The sequence below is a fragment of the Lentisphaerota bacterium genome, from assembly GCA_016873675.1.
GTDB lineage: Bacteria > Verrucomicrobiota > Kiritimatiellia > RFP12 > JAAYNR01 > VGWG01.
Window position 1 is genome coordinate 1 of sequence record VGWG01000059.1, and the last position, 18,180, is coordinate 18,180.

At 63.1% G+C, this 18,180-nt stretch carries 15 protein-coding genes; 5 read left to right on the top strand and 10 right to left on the bottom strand.

Going from position 1 to position 18,180, the window contains the following annotated elements:
- A partial coding sequence (locus FJ222_08305) for a biotin--[acetyl-CoA-carboxylase] ligase (protein ID MBM4164427.1) occupies positions 1–401 on the top strand: 401 nt, incomplete at its 5' end.
- Here the strand turns inward: FJ222_08305 and FJ222_08310 are convergent.
- Positions 385–1,539, bottom strand: coding sequence for a hypothetical protein (locus FJ222_08310; protein MBM4164428.1), 1,155 nt, complete (start codon positions 1,537–1,539; stop codon positions 385–387). The two genes, FJ222_08305 and FJ222_08310, sit on opposite strands and share 17 nt — an antisense overlap.
- Before the next feature lie 115 nt (positions 1,540–1,654).
- Here FJ222_08310 and FJ222_08315 point away from each other — a divergent pair, with 115 nt between their 5' ends.
- Positions 1,655–3,055: an FHA domain-containing protein gene (locus FJ222_08315; protein ID MBM4164429.1), complete on the top strand. Its 1,401-nt coding sequence runs from the start codon at positions 1,655–1,657 to the stop codon at positions 3,053–3,055.
- Between the two features lies 1 nt (position 3,056).
- Here the strand turns inward: FJ222_08315 and FJ222_08320 are convergent, their stop codons facing one another.
- The 3 genes from FJ222_08320 to FJ222_08330 all read right to left on the bottom strand — a co-directional run bounded on the left by FJ222_08320 (position 3,057) and on the right by FJ222_08330 (position 5,920).
- Positions 3,057–4,076 (bottom strand): branched-chain amino acid aminotransferase, encoded by a 1,020-nt coding sequence (locus tag FJ222_08320; GenBank protein MBM4164430.1) that lies wholly within the window; start codon positions 4,074–4,076, stop codon positions 3,057–3,059.
- 112 nt (positions 4,077–4,188) lie between these two features.
- Positions 4,189–5,238: an RluA family pseudouridine synthase gene (locus FJ222_08325; GenBank protein ID MBM4164431.1), complete on the bottom strand. Its 1,050-nt coding sequence runs from the start codon at positions 5,236–5,238 to the stop codon at positions 4,189–4,191.
- Positions 5,054–5,920 (bottom strand): PAS domain S-box protein, encoded by an 867-nt coding sequence (locus FJ222_08330; GenBank protein ID MBM4164432.1) that lies wholly within the window; start codon positions 5,918–5,920, stop codon positions 5,054–5,056. Before FJ222_08330 ends, FJ222_08325 begins: the two co-directional genes overlap by 185 nt.
- Positions 5,921–5,946: 26 nt before the next feature.
- On the opposite strand from FJ222_08330, the gene FJ222_08335 reads away from it, so the two are divergent.
- Genes FJ222_08335 through FJ222_08345 form a run of 3 tightly spaced genes read left to right on the top strand, consistent with a single transcriptional unit; the run spans position 5,947 to position 9,127 of the window.
- On the top strand, positions 5,947–6,834 hold the full coding sequence (locus FJ222_08335) for an outer membrane lipoprotein-sorting protein (GenBank protein MBM4164433.1): 888 nt from the start codon (positions 5,947–5,949) through the stop codon (positions 6,832–6,834).
- Positions 6,831–8,126, top strand: a complete 1,296-nt coding sequence (locus tag FJ222_08340) for an HlyC/CorC family transporter (protein MBM4164434.1) — start codon at positions 6,831–6,833, stop codon at positions 8,124–8,126. Before FJ222_08335 ends, FJ222_08340 begins: the two co-directional genes overlap by 4 nt.
- Positions 8,123–9,127, top strand: coding sequence for a DUF21 domain-containing protein (locus tag FJ222_08345; GenBank protein MBM4164435.1), 1,005 nt, complete (start codon positions 8,123–8,125; stop codon positions 9,125–9,127). Before FJ222_08340 ends, FJ222_08345 begins: the two co-directional genes overlap by 4 nt.
- A gap of 7 nt (positions 9,128–9,134) precedes the next feature.
- Here FJ222_08345 and FJ222_08350 read toward each other — a convergent pair whose 3' ends face one another.
- From FJ222_08350 to FJ222_08375, 6 genes are all read right to left on the bottom strand, one after another.
- Entirely contained in the window at positions 9,135–10,445 is a 1,311-nt protein-coding gene (locus FJ222_08350) for a TRAP transporter large permease subunit (protein MBM4164436.1), read from the bottom strand.
- Positions 10,445–11,293: a HesA/MoeB/ThiF family protein gene (locus tag FJ222_08355; GenBank protein MBM4164437.1), complete on the bottom strand. Its 849-nt coding sequence runs from the start codon at positions 11,291–11,293 to the stop codon at positions 10,445–10,447. Before FJ222_08355 ends, FJ222_08350 begins: the two co-directional genes overlap by 1 nt.
- Before the next feature lie 72 nt (positions 11,294–11,365).
- Positions 11,366–12,244: an NAD(P)-dependent oxidoreductase gene (locus FJ222_08360; protein MBM4164438.1), complete on the bottom strand. Its 879-nt coding sequence runs from the start codon at positions 12,242–12,244 to the stop codon at positions 11,366–11,368.
- A gap of 97 nt (positions 12,245–12,341) precedes the next feature.
- Complete coding sequence (locus FJ222_08365) at positions 12,342–14,198, bottom strand: hypothetical protein (GenBank protein MBM4164439.1); 1,857 nt, start codon at positions 14,196–14,198, stop codon at positions 12,342–12,344.
- Positions 14,199–14,678: 480 nt separating this feature from the next.
- The gene (locus tag FJ222_08370; GenBank protein ID MBM4164440.1) at positions 14,679–15,794 is read right to left on the bottom strand and encodes a hypothetical protein; all 1,116 of its coding nucleotides are present in this window, start codon (positions 15,792–15,794) and stop codon (positions 14,679–14,681) included.
- Positions 15,795–15,831: 37 nt separating this feature from the next.
- Entirely contained in the window at positions 15,832–17,898 is a 2,067-nt protein-coding gene (locus FJ222_08375) for a beta-galactosidase (GenBank protein ID MBM4164441.1), read from the bottom strand.
- Between the last annotated feature and the right edge of the window lie 282 nt (positions 17,899–18,180).

Genomic DNA, 18,180 nt, shown 5'->3' on the forward strand with positions numbered 1-18,180 from the left:
GTGAGATGGAGGCCGAGGCTGGCCGGATCAGGCGGGTCGTTTGCGGGATCGGCGTCAACCTCAACCAGACGACATTTCCCGCCGAACTGGCGCCACGCGCCACCTCACTCGCGCTGGAATCGGGCACGGTCATTGCGCGGGCGCGCTTCGTGGCCGAATTATTCGGGGTTTTCGAGCCGCTGTACGAGACATGGCTGCGAGAGGGTTTTGGCGCGTTGCACCCGGCGTTTCTGACGCGGCACGCCCTGGATGGCCGCGACGTGACGGTGGAGCAGGCGGGCGGCGTCGTCTCGGGTCGCGTGACGGGGCTTGGACCGGAGGGCGCCCTGCTGCTGAAGCAAGCGGATGGGGGAACCGTGGCGATCCTGTCGGGCGATGTTCACCTCACGCGCATCGCGTAGCGACATCCAGAATGAGCGCGACGGCGTTGGAGTCGGATGTGGTGAGGATCACGGCGGGGCCGGGCGGGCAGGGGCGGGCAGCGCCAATCACACAGTCGAGACCGTCGCACGGCGGTTGCTCGGGGATGGGCGCGAGAAAACCGCCGCGGGCCATCAGGACGGCACAGGCGGCCAGAAAGGCGGCGGTTGCGCCCTGCAGGTCACCGCAGAGCCCCAGCGGCGCCGTAACCGGAGGGGGGCGTCGGCCAAACACGCTGCGCACCGCCGCGGCCTCGCGCGCATCGGCGGCCGATCCATTCGCCGAAACCACGACGAATCCGACTGTCTGAGCGGGGATGGACGCCTGGTCGAGGGCGCGCTCCAAAGCCTCTTCGGCCGTGGCGGCGCAGGCGGCGGCGCAAACCCGTGCCAGGGGCGCCGCGCCGCGCGCACGGGCGGCGGCATCATCCTCCAGAAGCACAACAACCCCCGCCTCCGAGGGCACGACACCGGTTGCATGGGAGAAAAGGCGTGGCGCGCTGGCGCCGGCGGCCAGCGGTTCAACCTCGGCGAGCGCGCGGAGCAACGACAGCCCGAGGGCCTCGACGCCCCCGGCGAGCATGACATCGGCCCGGCCCTCCCGGATCAGCGCCGCCGCTTCACACATGGCCTGGCCCGCAGCCGTGCGATCGCTGACGATGTTGATGTGCTCGCCGGTCAGCGCCCATTCCATGGCGGCGAGACTCACGGCCGTGTTGGCATAGGTATGCGGAAAGAGCAGCGGCCTGACGAGTCGGGGTCCTTTGTTGCGGTAGTCGGCCCAGAACAGGTCGAGCGTGTCGAGTCCGCCCCACACCGTCGCGGCGACAAGCCCCGCGCGCCCATACGGAAGCGTCCGGGGGTCCATCCCGCCCGCACGCAGGGCGCTCGCGCAGGCGGCGAGAAAAAGCGCGCTGTTGCGGTCGAGAAACGCCTTGGGGGTGAGATAGTCGGCCACCGCGAACGGCGGCACTTCGGCGGTCAGCCAGGGCGATCCGTCGGGGCGCCGGAAGGTTTCCGACGGCAGCGCGGCCGGGACGCCTTCGCGGAGCGCGGCGGCGGTCTCGGCGGAATCGAGGCCGAGCGGCGAGAGCAGGCCGATGGCGGTGATCACAGTCATGGGTGGGTTGCGGGTTGAACGGTTATGATGGCATGTTACGCGCCGCTTGTCACAACAAAAAATCGGCCACTTTGAACTGTACACGCCCGTATGCGTGCGTTAAGATGAATACACCATGTCGAGTACCCGCACCAATCAATCACAGTCGCAGTCGCAGTCGCAAACACTGGTGCTGAGCCGCGACCAGGATCCGGGCTCTTTGCGTGTGCGCAAGACCAAGCTGCTGGTCGTCAGCGGCCCCCTTCAGGGCCAGGAATTCGTGGTGAACAAGGAAGTTTTCACCATCGGTTTGGGCGAGCACAACGATCTCGCGTTAGAGGACTCGACCATTTCAAAGCGGCATTGCGAAATTTCCGTGGATCAGGGCGGCTACCACATTCGCGACCTCGGCTCGACTAACGGCACGATCGTTCAGGGGGTCACCGTCACCTCCGCCTGTCTCGCGCCCGGCGCGGAGATCCAGATCGGCAAGACCCGGCTGATCTTCTGTCCGTTGCAGGAGGCGTCCGACATTCCACTCAGCAGACACGAATCCTTTGGCAAGGCGCTGGGCCGCTCAGTCGCCATGCGCCGCGTTTTTTATCTCGCCGAGACCTATGCGCCGACCGACGCCACCATCATGATCACCGGCGAGACCGGCACGGGCAAGGAGGTTCTCGCGGAAGAGATTCACCTTCACAGCCCCCGCTGCAAGAAGCCCTTCATCGTGATCGACTGCGCCGCCATGGCCAAGGATCTGATCGAAAGCGAGCTGTTCGGCCATGTGAAGGGCGCGTTCACCGGCGCGAACGCGGATCGCATGGGCGCCTTTGAGGCGGCGGACGGCGGCACGATCTTTCTCGATGAGATTGGCGACCTCTTGCCCGATCTTCAGCCCAAGCTTCTGCGCGTCCTGGAGAAGCGCGAAATTCGCCGCGTGGGCTGCAACAAGACGAACAAGATCAACGTGCGGATCATCTGCGCGACCAACCGCAATCTCGCCCACGAGGTCAACGAGGGGCGGTTCCGTGAGGATCTCTACTACCGTCTCTCGGTCGTCCAGATGGAGCTCCCTCCTCTGCGCCGCCGCAAGGATGACATCGCCCTTCTGGTGCGGAAGTTTCTCACCGACCTCCACGGCCCCGACGCGATGAAGGACGTGGCCAACTTTGATCGGGGCCTGGACGTGCTCAAGCGCCACGACTGGCCGGGAAACGTGCGCGAGCTGCGCAACCTGATCGAGGTGGCCTTCTACAGCGAACACCGCCCGGTCGAACTCTCGGCCTTCCTCAGCCTCGGCAACCTCCGCACCAACCGCAGCCCCGTCCCGGCCGAAGCGCCGATGGCCGCCGACAAGCCGTTTAAGGACGCCAAGAACGACATCATCGATCACTTTGAGAGGGGCTATCTCCAAGAGCTGCTCGCGCGCAACAACCACAACATCTCACGCTCGGCGCGCGAAGCCGGCATCGAACGCGCCTATCTCCAGCGTCTGGTCAAGAAGCATGCGCTCAAGGAGACAGCGGAACCGGAGTGATCTACTCCTCGACGCGGAGGCACCATCCGTGCGTATCGGGCAGATCGCCGTACTGAATCCCCTGCACGTGGTTGTACAGCTTCTGCAACACCGGTCCGCTGGCCGTCTCGGTCCCGATGGTGATCGTCTGGTCTCCCCGGACGATCTGCCAGACCGGCGTCACCACCACCGCTGTTCCGCACGCGCCCACCTCGGCAAAATCTGATATTTCATCGAAGCGTATCACGCGCCGCTCCACCGGCATGCCCATCGTCTGGGCGAGCTGCTGCAACGTGTTGTTGGTCACGCTCGGCAGGACCGAATGAGAATTCGGCGTCACGTAGCGGCCGTCCTTCGTAATGGCGATGAAGTTCGATGTAGCGAACTCTTCGACGTAAGCGTGCTCCCGTGCATCCAGATACAGCTCCACCGGATACCCCAGGCTCTTGGCCCTTTCGTGCGCCAAAAGGCTGGCCGCATAGTTGCCGGCCACCTTCACGTCGCCCACGCCCAGAGGTGCAGCCCGGTCGTGATCATCAAAGACGATCGCCCGCACCGGCTTGAGCGCCCCCGTATAGTAAGCCCCCACCGGAATCACCATGACGATGAACGTGTACGCATCGGCGGGCGCAACGCCGATCTGCAAGCCGGAGCCGATCAGCAGCGGCCGGATATACAGCGAGCCGCCCGTGCCGTAGGGCGGCACATAGTCGGCATTCGCCTGGACGGCCCGCGCACAGGCTTCCAGAAAGAGCTCCTCGGAGGGCGCAGCCATGCAGATCCGCCGAGCTGAGGCGGCCATCCGCGCCGCGTTGGCCTGCGGCCGGAACATCCGGATCGCGCCGTCCTTGCATCGGAACGCCTTCAATCCCTCGAACGACGCCTGCCCGTAGTGCATGCACGAAGCCGCGATGTGCAGCGAGATGTGGGGGTCGTTGACCAGCTCGCCCGCATTCCATTTCCCCTTGCGCCACTCGTAACGAACATGGCACCGGGTATCCATGTATTTGAAACCCAATTTATCCCATTCAATCTTCTGCATACTGGATCGCCCTTCTCAGACAGCCACGCGCCAAGCCAGGCCTTTCACATGCGCGGTTAAAGATACCTGATTTCTGGATTCTTGCAAGCGGCGTCTTTCCCCGGCGTTTGCCCTAGAGCTTGAACGTCCGCAGACAGCGCCGGAAATCGGCTGGCAGCGGACTGTGCGCCCGAAACGTCTCGCCCTTTTTGAAGGGGTGCGGCATTTCCACCTCGGTGGCATGAAGCATCTGGCGGGGAATCGCGACGATCCGGGGGTCCCGGGCGAATTTCGGGCCGTATTCTCGGTCGCCCAGGATCGGGTGGCGGATCGCCGCCAGATGCTTGCGAATCTGGTGCGTCCGTCCCGTCTCGATGCGTAACGCGAGATAGCTGGCGTCTTCGTTCACGGCCAGCAACCGGATGTGCGTCACCGCCCGCGCTTCGTCCACATCATCGCTAACGGTGGAGCGGCTCTGCGCGTACCGGCCAGACACGATGGCGTTGTAGGATTTTCGCACGTGACGCTTCTTGAACTCGGAGACGGCGGCGGCCAGCGCCTCGGGGCGGCGCGCAAACACGAGGCAGCCCGTGGTATCGCGATCCAACCGGTGCACGGCGCACAACGCCGGAGCGCCCTCCTGCTGGCGCAACCGTTCCTCGACGCTGTCCTCGCCGACCGACATCACCCCGGAGGGCTTGTCAATCACCAGATAATCGTCGTCGCTCACCAGAACCCGCAGTTTCTGGACCTTCACCCGGTTCGTGGTGTCGGCGTAGACCGGCACCTGCACCCGGTCTCCGGAATGGAGCGCATGGTGTGCCATCCAGACCCGCTTCCGGTTCACCCAGACCGCCCGCGTGTCGATCAACGCCTTGGCCGCGCGCCGGGACAGCGACATCCGTTTGCTGATGAACGCCTGAAGGGTGAGCGCGGCGTCCGGCGCGGATACAACCAAGTCGCGCTGTTCGTGTGAGAGGGCTTCGGACATACGACTCCTAAGGGGACACCTGCGGCAAAGCCGAACACACGATACCCGCCACACCGTCGCACGCACCGACCTCGGAATCAAACGACGCTTGCACCTGCACCGCGCACCCGTCCCGCGTGGCCGCCTGCATCGGCCCGGACCAGGATGCGCCGGACTGCGCCGCCGCCACCGCACGGGCGGCGGTCTCGACATCCACCCAGAGCTTTTCGATCGGCTTGCCGATCAGATCCTCCTCACCGGCATAGCCCCAGAGCTTGAGGGCTGCGCGGTTGATGCCGCAGATCAGCCCATCCGGATCGCCGATCACGCCGGCCGCCAGCGCATTCATCCACGCATGCTGCCTGCTCTTGAGCTTCTGCCAGGCGTTTTTGCGGCGGTCCACATTGCGCACAGCGAACACCAGATCTCCCCCGTTCACCAGTTCGATCGAGCTGATCGACACCTCGCCCGCAAAGGTGGTGCCGTCCTTGCGCACGCACTTGGCATCCAGAAGAATGAAGCGCCCCTCGCCGAGCCCCTTGCGCACCCGCTCCAGAAGGGGGCCGTTCACCCCCACGATCAATTCGCCGACCATGATGTCCCACGTTTCCGAGGCCTTGTACCTGAAGAATTCCTCCACCCGGGGGTTTGTGTCGATCACATACCCGTTGGGGTCGGTGATCAGAACGGCATCATAAAGTCCGGCCAGCAACTGCCGGTAGAGCGACTTGTGGTCGTGCCGGTAACCGGACTTGCCCGTGGCGCAGGTGCGGCAGGGATCGGCCAAATCGAGGGAATGACCGCCATTCACACCCTGAGGCGCGGGGTGATTTCGGTCGCCGTTTGCGGCTCCTCCGTTTGTCTTCTGGGCCAGTCTCATAAGGGGGTCTTTCATGCGCGGGCTGCCATGCAGTGCGAACTATGACACAATCTGCCAAAAGAATCAACCGCTTTCGCGCGATTTTCGCAGGGTTGTCTTTTCCGCCAGCCTGTGGTATAACAGTCCGGTCGATGCAAAGTGAATCGGGTGGGACGTGCGAGCGAAAGGGTGTTTTCATGAAGGGGTGCTGGAGATACGTGCTCGGGCTGCTGGCCGTGTGCGTGGGATCGGTGGGCGCAGCAGACGCGACCGGGTCGCCGGATACGGATGCGGCGTCCCGCCGTCAGGCGTCTGCCATTCTCAGCGCCTGCACCGCCAACCTCCCGCGTGAAAAGATGGAGCTTGCCGGCACCCTCACCGTCCGCCGCCAGCGCGGCTTCATCCTGTCCGAAAACGCCTACCGCCTGGAGCTGGAGTGGGGCGCGACTCCCGCCATCGCCGCGGTGACCCTGTTCGCCCCCGGGTCCACCACGGCCGTCCAGCGCGTGGTCATGACGCGGGACGGACGGAGCGCCTCCCTCGCTTTTTTCAGCGGCCCGGATCTGGCGCCGGCCGAACCGCCCTCGCTCGCCGGGCGGGTCGGGGGCACCGATCTGACGTGGCTCGATCTGACGATGGATTTTTTGTGGTGGCCCGACGTGCGCCTGGATGGCGAGGGAGACGCCAAGGGCCGCACCTGCGACATCATCGTCGCCACGCCTCCGATGCCGATCCCCGGCTGTGCCGCCGTCAGGATGTGGATCGACCGCAAACTCGGCTTCCTCATGCAGGTCGAACAGCTTGACCCCCAGGGCGAGCCGGTGCGCAAGATGTGGGTCCAGAGCGTCAAGAAAATGAACGAGCGTTGGATGATCCGTGACATGGAGGTTGAAATGATGGGCAGCGGGCACCGTACACGGCTGTACGTGGACCGCCTCATCCTCCCATGAGCACGTATCTCCTGATTATCGGACTGGCCACCTTGACGGTGTTGCTCGGTTTCTCGGCGTTTTTCTCCGCGAGTGAAACCGTCCTGTTCTCCTTGAACCCGATTCAGGTGCAGCGGATCCGTGACCGTGACCGCAAGGCGGGCGTCCGTGTCGCCACGCTGCTCGCCAATCCCCCCCGCACCCTCTCGACCATCCTGATCGGCAACACCCTGGTCAATGTCGCCATCGCCAGCCTCGGCTATGCGCTCATCAGCCAACTCGTGGCACCGGGCTGGGACGAGGCGGTCGCTATTCCGATCATGACCCTCCTGCTGCTGCTCTTCGGCGAAATCACCCCGAAACGGATCGCCATCCTCTGGGCCGAACGCCTCGCCCCATCCGTCAGCATCTGGATCGAACGCCTGCAGTTCCTCTTCGCCCCGATCGACCGGCTGCTCGTCGCGATCACCCGACGGTTTCACAAAACCCTGACGCCCGAGCGCAATTCGCTGAACGACGAGGAGCTGATGACCCTGGTCGAGGTGAGCGCCGAACAAGGAGCCATCGACAAGGACGAGCAGGTCATGGTCGACGGCATCCTCCGGCTCTCCGAGTTGCAGGCGAGCGACGTGATGACCCCCCGCGTCGACACCCTCGGCATTGACCTGCACGACCCCCCCGAAACCCACATGCAGACCGCGCGCTCGGCGCATTTCCGCCAGTTGCCCGTCTACAACCGCACGCTGGACGCGATCGAGGGGTTTCTCGATGTCACCCGTTACCTGATCGACCCCGAACACCAACTGCGCCGGCATGTCACACCCGCCCTTTTCGTGCCCGACAACATCGCGCTGGACGACCTTCTGATCACCTTCCAGCGGAGCCACGCAACGATCGCCTGCGTGCTCGACGAGTACGGCGGGACCGCCGGGCTGGTCACCCGCGGCGACATCCTCGAACTGATGACCGGCGGCGACGAGTCCGGCCTCCCGGACGACGTGCAGGCCATTCGCCCGTCCGGTGAATCGAGCTGGATCGTTGACGGCAAAACCAGCCTCGAGGCGATCAATCACGAACTCGATCTGAATCTGGACGCGGATGATGCCAATCGCATCTCCGGCTGGTGCACCTTCCATGCCGGCGCGCTGCTGCGCGTGGGCGAGACGGTCCAGGCCCAGGGGTGCCGCGTCCGGGTGTTGCGCATGCGTAAGCGACGCATCGATCAGGTCATGCTCGACGTGCTGCGCTCATCCCTCCCGGCAGACTTGGACGGAACGGATCGGTCTTATCTTGATGAGGACCCCGACGCATGATTGTGCCCATGCCCATAGAATTCATGCTGATCCCGCTGGTCCTTTTCGGAAGCTGGTTCTTCTCCGGCATCGAAACCGGCATCATCTCGCTGAATCGACATCGCTTGCTCCATATCGTGCGGAGCGGATCACATCGCGCCAAGCTGCTCGAGGGGTACCTGCTTGACACCCAGCGTCTTTTTGGGACGACCCTGGTGGGCAATAATTTGTGCAACGTGGTTGTCTCAACGCTGTGCGGCAGTTTGAGCGCCCGCGTGTGGGGTCCGATCGGACAGTCCGCCACGAGTGTACTGCTTGCTCTCGTGATTCTGGTCTTCTGCGAGTACTTCCCCAAAGTCTGGTTTACCAGCCGGCCCATCCAGCGCTGCATCCGCTTCGCCCCCCTGCTACGCGTCGTTGAAACCCTGCTCTACCCGCTCTCCTTCATCGCCGTCTCGGTGACCCGCCTGATGATCCCTCAAAAGAAGGAGCAAGGCCCGTTTGTCACCCGCGAGCATATCCAGACGCTGGCGCAGGGCAGCGAGGATGGCGGCGAAATAACCGCGTTCGAACGGCTGATGATCAAACAGGTCCTCGACTTGCAGCTCAAGACCACGGAGCAGATCATGACGCCGATCAGCCGCGTGGTCGCCGCCGCCCCCGACGACCCGCTCGCCGCCTGCCTCGAACGGGTGCGTGGCGCGGGGCACATCCGGCTGCCGGTCATCGACCCCGAAACCCGCGCCTGCCTCGGCATCCTCGACACCTTCGAGGTGCTCACAGGCGGCTCGCCCAACCCCTCCGGCGTGGCCCGGGATCACATGATTCCCCCGTTCTTCGTCAACGCCGATCTCCACGCCGACGACGTGCTCCCGCTGCTGCGGCGGCACCGCCAGACCTTGGCCATCGTGCGCGATCCCGCGTCCGGCGCCGTCAAAGGGATCGTCACCCAGGACAACATCCTGACGACGCTGCTCAGCGGCGCCCTGCCCGCCGCCGTCAAGGCCCCCGCGCCCGCCTGACCGCCGCCTACGCCCACACCAGCCAGATCAGGCCCGCGCCAGCGAGCAGCGCCGCGAGCGTGAAGGGGACGCCGATGCGCATGAAGCCGGGGAAGGAAACGGGATGCCCCGCCTTGCGCAGGATCCCCATGGCCACGACGTTGGCCGAGGCGCCGATCGGGGTGATGTTGCCGCCCAGGCAGGCGCCGGCGAGCAGGGCAAACATCAGCAGCGGCAGCTTCCCGTCCGGGGCGTCGGCCGGGGAGAACTGACGCGCCAGCGTGCCGACCACCGGCAGCATGGCCAGGAGGAAGGGGACGTTGTCGACGACCGCCGAGACCAGGACCGAGAAGACCACCAGCGCCGCAAACGCGCCGAACAGGCTGCCGCCCACCAGCGCATGGAGCGCCGACGCGATCCGCTCCATCCACCGCGCCTCGTCGAGCCCCTCCACCAGCACAAACATCCCCATCAGGAAGAACAGCGTGGTGAAATCCACCGCCGTCAGCAGCGCCCGCACGCCGCACCACCGCGCGCGCTTCACCGCCCACAGCGCTGCGACGGCCGCAAAGACCAGCGAGGCGCTCCCCGCGAACCAGACGAAACCGGGATCAAACGAGGAGGCCGCAGCCAGCACCGCCACCAGGCACACGATCAGCCACAGCGGCGTCCACGAACGGGCCCTCTCGCAGGCCACCAGCTCGTTCGGCCTGTGGAACGCGCGCAACACCCAGAACACCACGGCCCCCGAGGCGAGCGCCCCGGCCTGCATCACCCAGAACATGGAGGGCTTGCCCTGATAAAAAAAGAAGTCGTTGAAACTCAGCTTCATGTGGCCCGCCAGAAGCATGGACGGGGGGTCGCCGATCAGGGTGGCGGCGCCCTGAAGGTTCGCGGCGACGGCGAGGCAGATGACCGGCCGCACCGGATTGGCACCGAGCTTGCGCGCCAAGCTCAACGCCACCGGCGCGATGAGCAGCACGCAGCTCACGTTGTCGAGAAACATCGACAAGACTGAGATGAGCGCGGTGATCCAGATGAACGCCCATCGCGCGTCGGGGGAGCGGTCAACCAGCATTTCGGCCAGCACGGCCGGAATGCGCGACTGCTCGAAGACGTGCGCGATGACCATCATCCCCGCCATCAGCGCGAGGACGTTCCATTGGATCACCTCGCCCAGCGACTGGCTCCACGGAATGGCACCCGCCCAACCCAGGATCAGCAGCGCGATCGCGGCGGCACAGGCAGCCCAGGCGCGCAGGTTCGGCTTGAACACAAACGACAGGTACGCCGCGACAAAGACGGCCAGCGGGATCCGTTCGGCCCAGGTCGCAGACATCAGCGGCTCGCTCTCCTGCCGGAGCAGCAGGGACAGGCGGGATCACGCTCGACGCGGACGATCCGCAACGCCGGTTCCCAGACATCGAACCGGATCAGCCGGCCTGCCGGCAGGGTTCCGATGATCAACCGGATCGCGGCGCTGATTTGGAGCGAGACCAGCGCCGAGACGGCAACCGGCAGAATGCCGCCTCGAATAGCGGAAGGGACACTCTCCGGTGCAGGCGGTTCGGGAAAGAGGCAGCGGAGGCAGGGGCCGATCCCGGGAACCACGGCGAGGATCTGGCCGGCCGTTCCCGAAACGCCGCAGTAGATCCACGGAATCCCGGCGGCGACGGCCGCGTCGTTGATCAGGTAGCGGGTCGGCACGCTGTCCGTCGCGTCCAGAATCAACCCGGCGCCGCAGATGAAGGCCCCAATCGTCGCGGGGGTGACAAAGGCGGGCACGGCCTCGATGCGGCAGGCACCGTTGAGCGTGCGAAGACGCGCGGCGGCGGCCTCCGCCTTGTTGCGCGCGGCGGCGGCATCGGCCTCGGTGAACTGGATCTGCCGGTGCAGGTTCATCGCCGCGACGGTGTCGCCATCGGCCAAACGCAGCGTGCCGACGCCCATGCGGACGAGCAGCTCGGCCTGCATCGAACCGAGCGCGCCGCAGCCGACCATGGCGACCGTAAGCCCCGCAAGCGCCTCCTGCCCGGCCGCCCCAAAGCACGGAACGGCGATCTGGCGGATGTAGCGATCCGGCGTCGGAGCCGGGCCCGGAGGAACCGGAGACGGGGGGGAGGCGGCCCCGCGAGCCGCCTCATCAGGCGTGTTTTTGCTGATCGTGCCCATGCGTTCAGCGTACACGCTCTCGTCAGCCCCGTCAAGAGTACGTACCAGGATCTCATGGCAATAGACCCCATAGAGTACCCGGATCGGCTAGCTGAATAGCTTGTACAAACCCTGTGTGCCCAAGTCGTTTCCGCCCTGTGCAGCGAGTCTTTCGTAGAGCGATTTGGCCAGCGACAGACTCGGGGTCTCCAACTTCATCTCGGCGGCAGATTCAAGCGCAATGCCCATGTCCTTGATGAAGTGTTTGACATAGAATCCCGGATCATAGTTGCCGGCAATGATGCGCGGCGCCAGGTTGGTCAGCGACCAACTTCCGGCTGCACCACCGCTGATGCTTTTAAGCACCGTTTCCTGATCCAGTCCGGCTTTTTTTGCATATGCGAGGGCTTCGCAGACGCCCATCATGTTTGCCGCAATGGCGATCTGGTTGGCCATCTTGGTATGCTGCCCGCTGCCGGCCGGACCCTGGAGCACCACGTTCTTCCCCATGACCTGGAACACCGGAAGTGCGGCCTCAAAATCGGACGGCTCCCCGCCAACCATGATCGACAAGCGCGCTTCGCGCGCGCCAAGATCCCCGCCCGAGACCGGCGCATCAAGCGCCGCGAGTCCCTTCTTTTTCGCTTCTGTAAAGATCGTGCGGGCAAGCGAGGGCTTCGATGTCGTCATGTCGATCAACACCGATCCGGCATGGGCTTGGTTGATGATCCCCGCAGCTCCCAGATAGATGTCCTCAACATCCCGGGGAAACCCCACAATGGTGATGATGCAATTGCAGCGTTGCGCGAGTGCGGACGGAGAATCCTGCCACTGCGCGCCTGCGGCGATCAGGTCTTCGGCTTTTGCCTGGGTGCGATTATAAACATGCACCGGATAGCCTGCCTTGAGCAGGTGCCCCGCCATGCTTTTTCCCATAACGCCGATGCCGACAAATCCGATGGTGGTGGTGTCCGGAGTGAGTGCCATTGTGTCTCCTATTCTTATTTGCTGATGACTGATTGAATACCGACTGTATCCTCGATCGCCGCGCGTGCGCCGCGCGCCCGACTGAGGCCACGCGCGATCACGCTTCTGGCGGTCGGGAAGAGGGGGGGTCTCGGTAGTGCTCCGCCAGCACGATGTCCTGCTCGACGGCATCCGTCCACAACGACCAGCCGAACATCCGTTTCGACCGCACCAGTGTATACGGCAGATAGTGCAGCGCACCGATGCGCGCGAGTTCTTTCCACGCCGTCACGCCCTCCTGCAGCGAAGCGATAGCCGCGCGTTTATGTTCTGCTTTGCCCGACAGATCGAAGCGCGCCAAATCGAGCGCCGCGCGGAACTTGTTGACATAGTAGCGTCCCAAATTCTGCCAGGCTTCGAGATCCAGCAGCGTACAGACGATTTCGCCTCCCAGATATTCCCTTGGGATGCTGTTGCGAAGCGCGACGGCGGCAGAGGCTACTGCCGCACTGCTTTCGTCGAGAATCCTGATAATGTCCAGCGGCGTCTCGTCTTCCGTCATGGTGCCGTCACATTCCATTTGAGCAAAATCCCGGATACCGAGCGTGCCGATGGCGGGCATGGGTTTGCCGTTGACAAAGTCAAGAATCGTCTTGAAGCCGGTTGCGGACAGAAGACTTTCGGGATGCCATTCAAAGTCGTAGTTGATCCAGAACAGGCGGTTGACGGCCGGAATGATTCGGGATGCCGCCACCTGCCCATCGTAAAACAGCGGCCCCCACTGCGCGCCCAGCTTGCGAGCAAAGGTGGCTTTCCATACCGCATCCGGCGTTTCGGGATCATAGCCGAGGCGGCCCAGAAGCTGGAACTGAAACCAGTGTTTTTCAAAGTCCCAGGTCCACGTTGCGTGCGAGTGCGGCGCGTGCTGAAAGTCCCGGCCCCACAGGTAGCCGTCGGCTCCCCAATAGTAGCCGTGAACGTAGGGCTTTCGCATGCCGTGCATGTAGGCTCGAATATAAGACGGATCACCCCAGCGCAGGGTGTGAATATCGTCGTTGCGGACCGTATAGATGGCCTTGATGTCTGTGCCAATCGCAATGTTGTCCCACGCTTTCCACAGCTTTTCGAACTGGGGCAAGGGGTGGGAATACATGTGCGCGTTGGAATACTTCCACGAAATGTATTTCTCGGTGCCAGGGTAAATGTCGAAAAAGACCTGTTTAGTGACTGCCGCATTGCCGCAATTGGTCCGATGAATAAAGGGCACAGTGCGGCCCGATTGTCTTACCGCTTCGGCGTACACTTCGGCAACCCACGTGTGGCGCACGTGGATGTCGCCGACCATCTCTTCGCTGGCCGTTGTTCCGATGCCCGTCAGATCACGGTAAGTCAACAGCAGGGTTTTAAGGCACTCGATGAAATAATCCTTGATGATGTTCTGATGCTGAATCGATTGGTAGGCGGTTCGGATGGTATTGGGCAGACGGTTACTGTCGTCGTGTACGATGTCGTACTGATCGTTCATGTCGCCCAGCTGTTCAGGCAGTCCGAGGCCACGGGCCACACCAGGCATGATGCGAATGTTCCAGGTGATCAGGTAGGTCTGGATACCACGGTCGCGCGCATGACGAAAAATGAACGCATACACATCCATGTACCGCTGCAGCTCGGTGTCGCCATACGGGCAGGTCTCCGGATATTTCACCAGCCGGAACATCATGTGGAACGGATGTTCAGACCACAGGCTCAGGCAGTTGTACCGGTTGAGCGCCAACCGGTCTATGTAGTCGCGCCAGAACGCGATGGACATGCAGGTCTCGACATTCTTTTCGAACGGATCGCCGGTGTCATAGGGCTCAAAGGGGAGGTTAAACTTGACGCCGCGCATGGGATGAAACGGACGGCCCGATTTGGGCGCTAGCGCGTCGAGGCCGAACAGCTCGATCGTTTCGGCGCAGTCGAACAGCGCGTACATGGCGCCGACCGCATCACGTCCTGTCAGGAACGTCGTTCGCGCCTCGGTGGTTATCTCGAATCCCTCTGCGGAGCAGTCCTCAGGGAGCGGTCGGCGTATGGCCTTTTCGCAGGACACCACAATCGCACGCTCGAGGGTCTCGCCCGCATACGCATCAAGCGGACGGACAACATGAAAGCAGCCCCGCCGCTCAAGGGCTGCGCAGAGTTGCTGCATACCGAATGCGATCGTGGAAAATCGCGTGTCACTGTAGAGAACCATGAGAAACCTCGTGTTTGAATAGCCGCACACGCCGCCTCCATCCGTCAGCAGAGCGTGTGTGAGCGCATGCCAAGTCGGTCAGTCGGAAACACCTTCATTCCCGCGCAGGTCTTCATACTCCAGACTCCCTTGATATCGGCACGCTGTCTCGTCGTTTATTTGGCGCGGGCCGCGCTCATTCACCCACACCCTGACACTGGGTACACTAAACGAAGTCACTCATCCAAATGCGTACCGCATCCGGTCGCAGTAATACCGGACGTTATCCCATTGGGCATCCGGGGCAATGCGATGGTCGGGGCATGGGATGTACCCGCCAAGCGCGACCAACGGCTTGAGCCGCTCGATCTCGGCGTCCACAGCGGCCCGGTCATGCGCAAACACCGTCTTGTTCATCCCTCCGACGCCGCGCAATTCCTTTCCATATTTTTCACGCCACGGACGAATGCTCGCGCCCCAGGTGCCCACCTCGATGGGAAACATCGTGTTGACGCCGTTCTTGATCCAGGTCGGAATCAGGGCGTCGATCATGCCATCACAGTCGACCGAACAGATATCGATCCCGTGTGCGCGCGCCAGATCCGTGATGCGCTTGTAGTGGGGGCCTACCTTCTCCTCGAACACCGACGGCGTGATCAGCGGCCCGTTCTTGAAACAGATATCCTCCCAGAAGTGGATGAAATCGAAGGCGACGCCGGACTTCAAAGCAACCTGCACGTTCCGATAGCAGAGATCGGCGTTGGCATCGATGATCTCGGTAAAGAGCGCTTCGTCATCCGCCAGCAGATAGCAGGAGCCTTCCACGGTCAGAACATTCCGAATACTCCCGTACAAGCTGCCGCAATGCAACCCATAGGGGTTTTCGCGCGACGCAGCGGCGCGCTGTTTCGCCAGCACCGCCAGGTCCACACGCTGCTCACTCCACTGGTAGCGATGCTTGTAGTGCTCCTCCCAGGCCGCCCGATCCTTCAGTAGGTAATCCACATGCGCCGGGATAGACCCCGCACCGGGCTTGCTCAAGTACGTCACGCCATCCCCACCCCGGACATGCTTCGTGCCGTCCGGAAACTCCGCCACCACCTTGCTCTCAAACTCCGGGGTGAGGCCGCAATTCATGTACGACATGCACTGCCAACCGAAGTCGAACCCCAGCCTGGCGTTCAGGGCGATGTCCACAGAATTGCCGTCGCCCCAACCGCGTATCTCCTCCTCGCGCAGGTGTCCTTCGCACACCCACTTCTCCAGCGTCTCGGGCCAATAGCCGAAATGCACGACCGGCATCCGATCATACGATTGATCATGCAAAATGGCTGCTGTTCGTTCCCTGTTGTTCATCGGTGTCGCTGTTCCTTTCGTCAGTAGCCAACCGGCGTCATCGCTCCCGGCTCGTCAGGACCACGCTCCCGTAACCCGGCAGCCGCAGGCTTTCGCCCACGGCCTTGCCGGTGATCAGGTCGCGGTGGCGGCCTTGGCCCATCTCCACGGTCTGGGGCGTCCTCCGGAAGTTCAGCACGAATGTCCAGGTGGTCTCGCCGTCCGTCCGGGTCCGGACCAGGACCCCCTCCGGGATCCGGCCGGGCACCGCAGACCGGATGCCGAGCGTCGTGGTGACGGCGCCGTAGAGCGCGTCCAGGAAGTCTTCATCGGTCTTGGCCCCGATGTAGATGGCCTTGCCCTTGCCCTGCCGGTGCATCGTCACCGCCGGGGTATTTTTGTAGAACTGGCCGCCATAGGAGGCCATGACTTCGGCGCCTTCGGCGTGAATGAGATCGCAGAACGTGTGCGCCTTGAACGCGCCCTTTAAGCCGAGGCTGTTGCCGACGCGCGCCTTGAGCGTCTGCGCGTCCTTCTCGGTTAGATGGTCAATCTCCTCGGCCCAAATTCCGAACAACTCGCGAAGTCCCAGTCCGGGCCAGCCATCCCGGTGGCAGCGATTGGTGTCGTCCACCACCGCCGACAGATACGTCATGACCAGCGTCCCGCCATTCTCGACAAACGTCCGCAAACGCGCGGCTAGGCCTTCGCTCACCAGATACAGCATCGGCACGACGACCAACCGGTAACGGCTCACGTCCTCATCCGGCCGGATGAGGTCCACGTTGATGCCCATTTTCCAGAAGGAGCGGTAGTGCGAGCAGATCACGCCGCAGCAATCGCGATCGCCAGTTGGTCCCGGCCCAGCCGTGTATTCCAACGCCCAGCGCGCGTTCCAGTCGTGGATGATCGCCACATCGGATTTCACAATCGAGCCGCGAACCGACTGCAGCTTATTGAGAATGGCACCCACCTCGGCGACATCGTGAAAGACCCGTGTCTCAGCGGTGCCCACATGGTCAACCACCGCACCGTGGTTCTTCTCGAAGCCGCCGAGTCCCTTCCGCCACTGGAAGTACATAACGCCATCGGCGCCATGCGCCACCGCCGCCAACGCCTCCAGGCGGTGTACGCCCGGCCGCTTGAGCTGGGCAAACGTCGACCAGTTGGTGCTGGAGGGCGAGCACTCCATCTGGATAAAAGGCTGGCCATGGCGCAACCCTCTTTGCACATCATGGTTGAACGATATCCATCCCGCTTGGTGCCACAGGTCTTCTGAGTCTCCGTAGTTGGGATAGGAGTCGTTGGCGATCACGTCCACATGGTCGGCCAGCACCGAGTAATCCAGGCGGTGGTAGGTGCCCATCATGTTCGTGGTCACGGGAACATGCGGCGTGAACTTCCGCACAGCGGCGATCTCGTGCCGCATGAAATCCGTAGTCTGGTGCGTCACGAACCGCCGCCAGTCGAGCATGAGTCCGTCGAGCGACCAGTCATAGGCGCGGATCTGGCTCCAATCGGTGATCGTGTGGCTCCAGAACGCCGTCCACCACGCCGCGTTCAACGCGTCGAGTGTCCCGTACTTGCGTTTGAGCCAGACGCGGAAAGCTTCGTAGCAGTATGGACAATGACATTCCCCGTTGTACTCGTTGGACAGGTGCCAGATGCCGAGCGCGGGATGTTTGGCATAGCGCTTCGCCAACTGCCCGTTGATCGCCGCCACCTTCTCGCGGTACACGGGAGAGGTATAACAATGGTTGTGGCGAAAACCGGAAAGTTCCCGTACACCGTTGACGTCGATGCGGCGGATCTCGGGATACTTTTCGGACATCCACGTCGGCTTCGCTCCTGAGGGCGTGGCCAGCGCCGCCTTCATGCCGGCCTTGGCCACGCGGTCCATGATGTCGTCCAACCAACCGAACGTGTATTTTCCCTCCTCCGGTTCCAAGCTCACCCACGCGAAAATTCCGATGGATACGATGTTGTATCCGGCCAGGGGCATCATCCGGAAATCCTCAGCGATCACCTGCGGCTCGTGCAGCCACTGGTCGGGGTTGTAGTCGCCCCCGTGCAATAGATGATCAAACCCCGGTATCACCGGCTTCCACTGCTTCTGCGTCGACATGCTCGCTCTCCTCTGGGCTGTGCGTGCCCCAGTGCTTCGTGCTTGAGAGTGCCAACTTCTCGGGCGCTCCCTGCGTCCGCTCCCCGCCCCCGCCTCCACATCCGTGGAGCGTGAAGATGAAAGAGCCGAACGCATTGTTCGGAATGCATTATGCGGGGGGGGGTGGGGTAAATGTCAACCCCCTTTTTTACAATGCCGAATATGGCGCAAGCGCGGTGAGTTCGCAGACTGCGCGCGGGCGCGTTCCACCTCTCGCAGGCTGCTATCTCACGCCTGCGATCC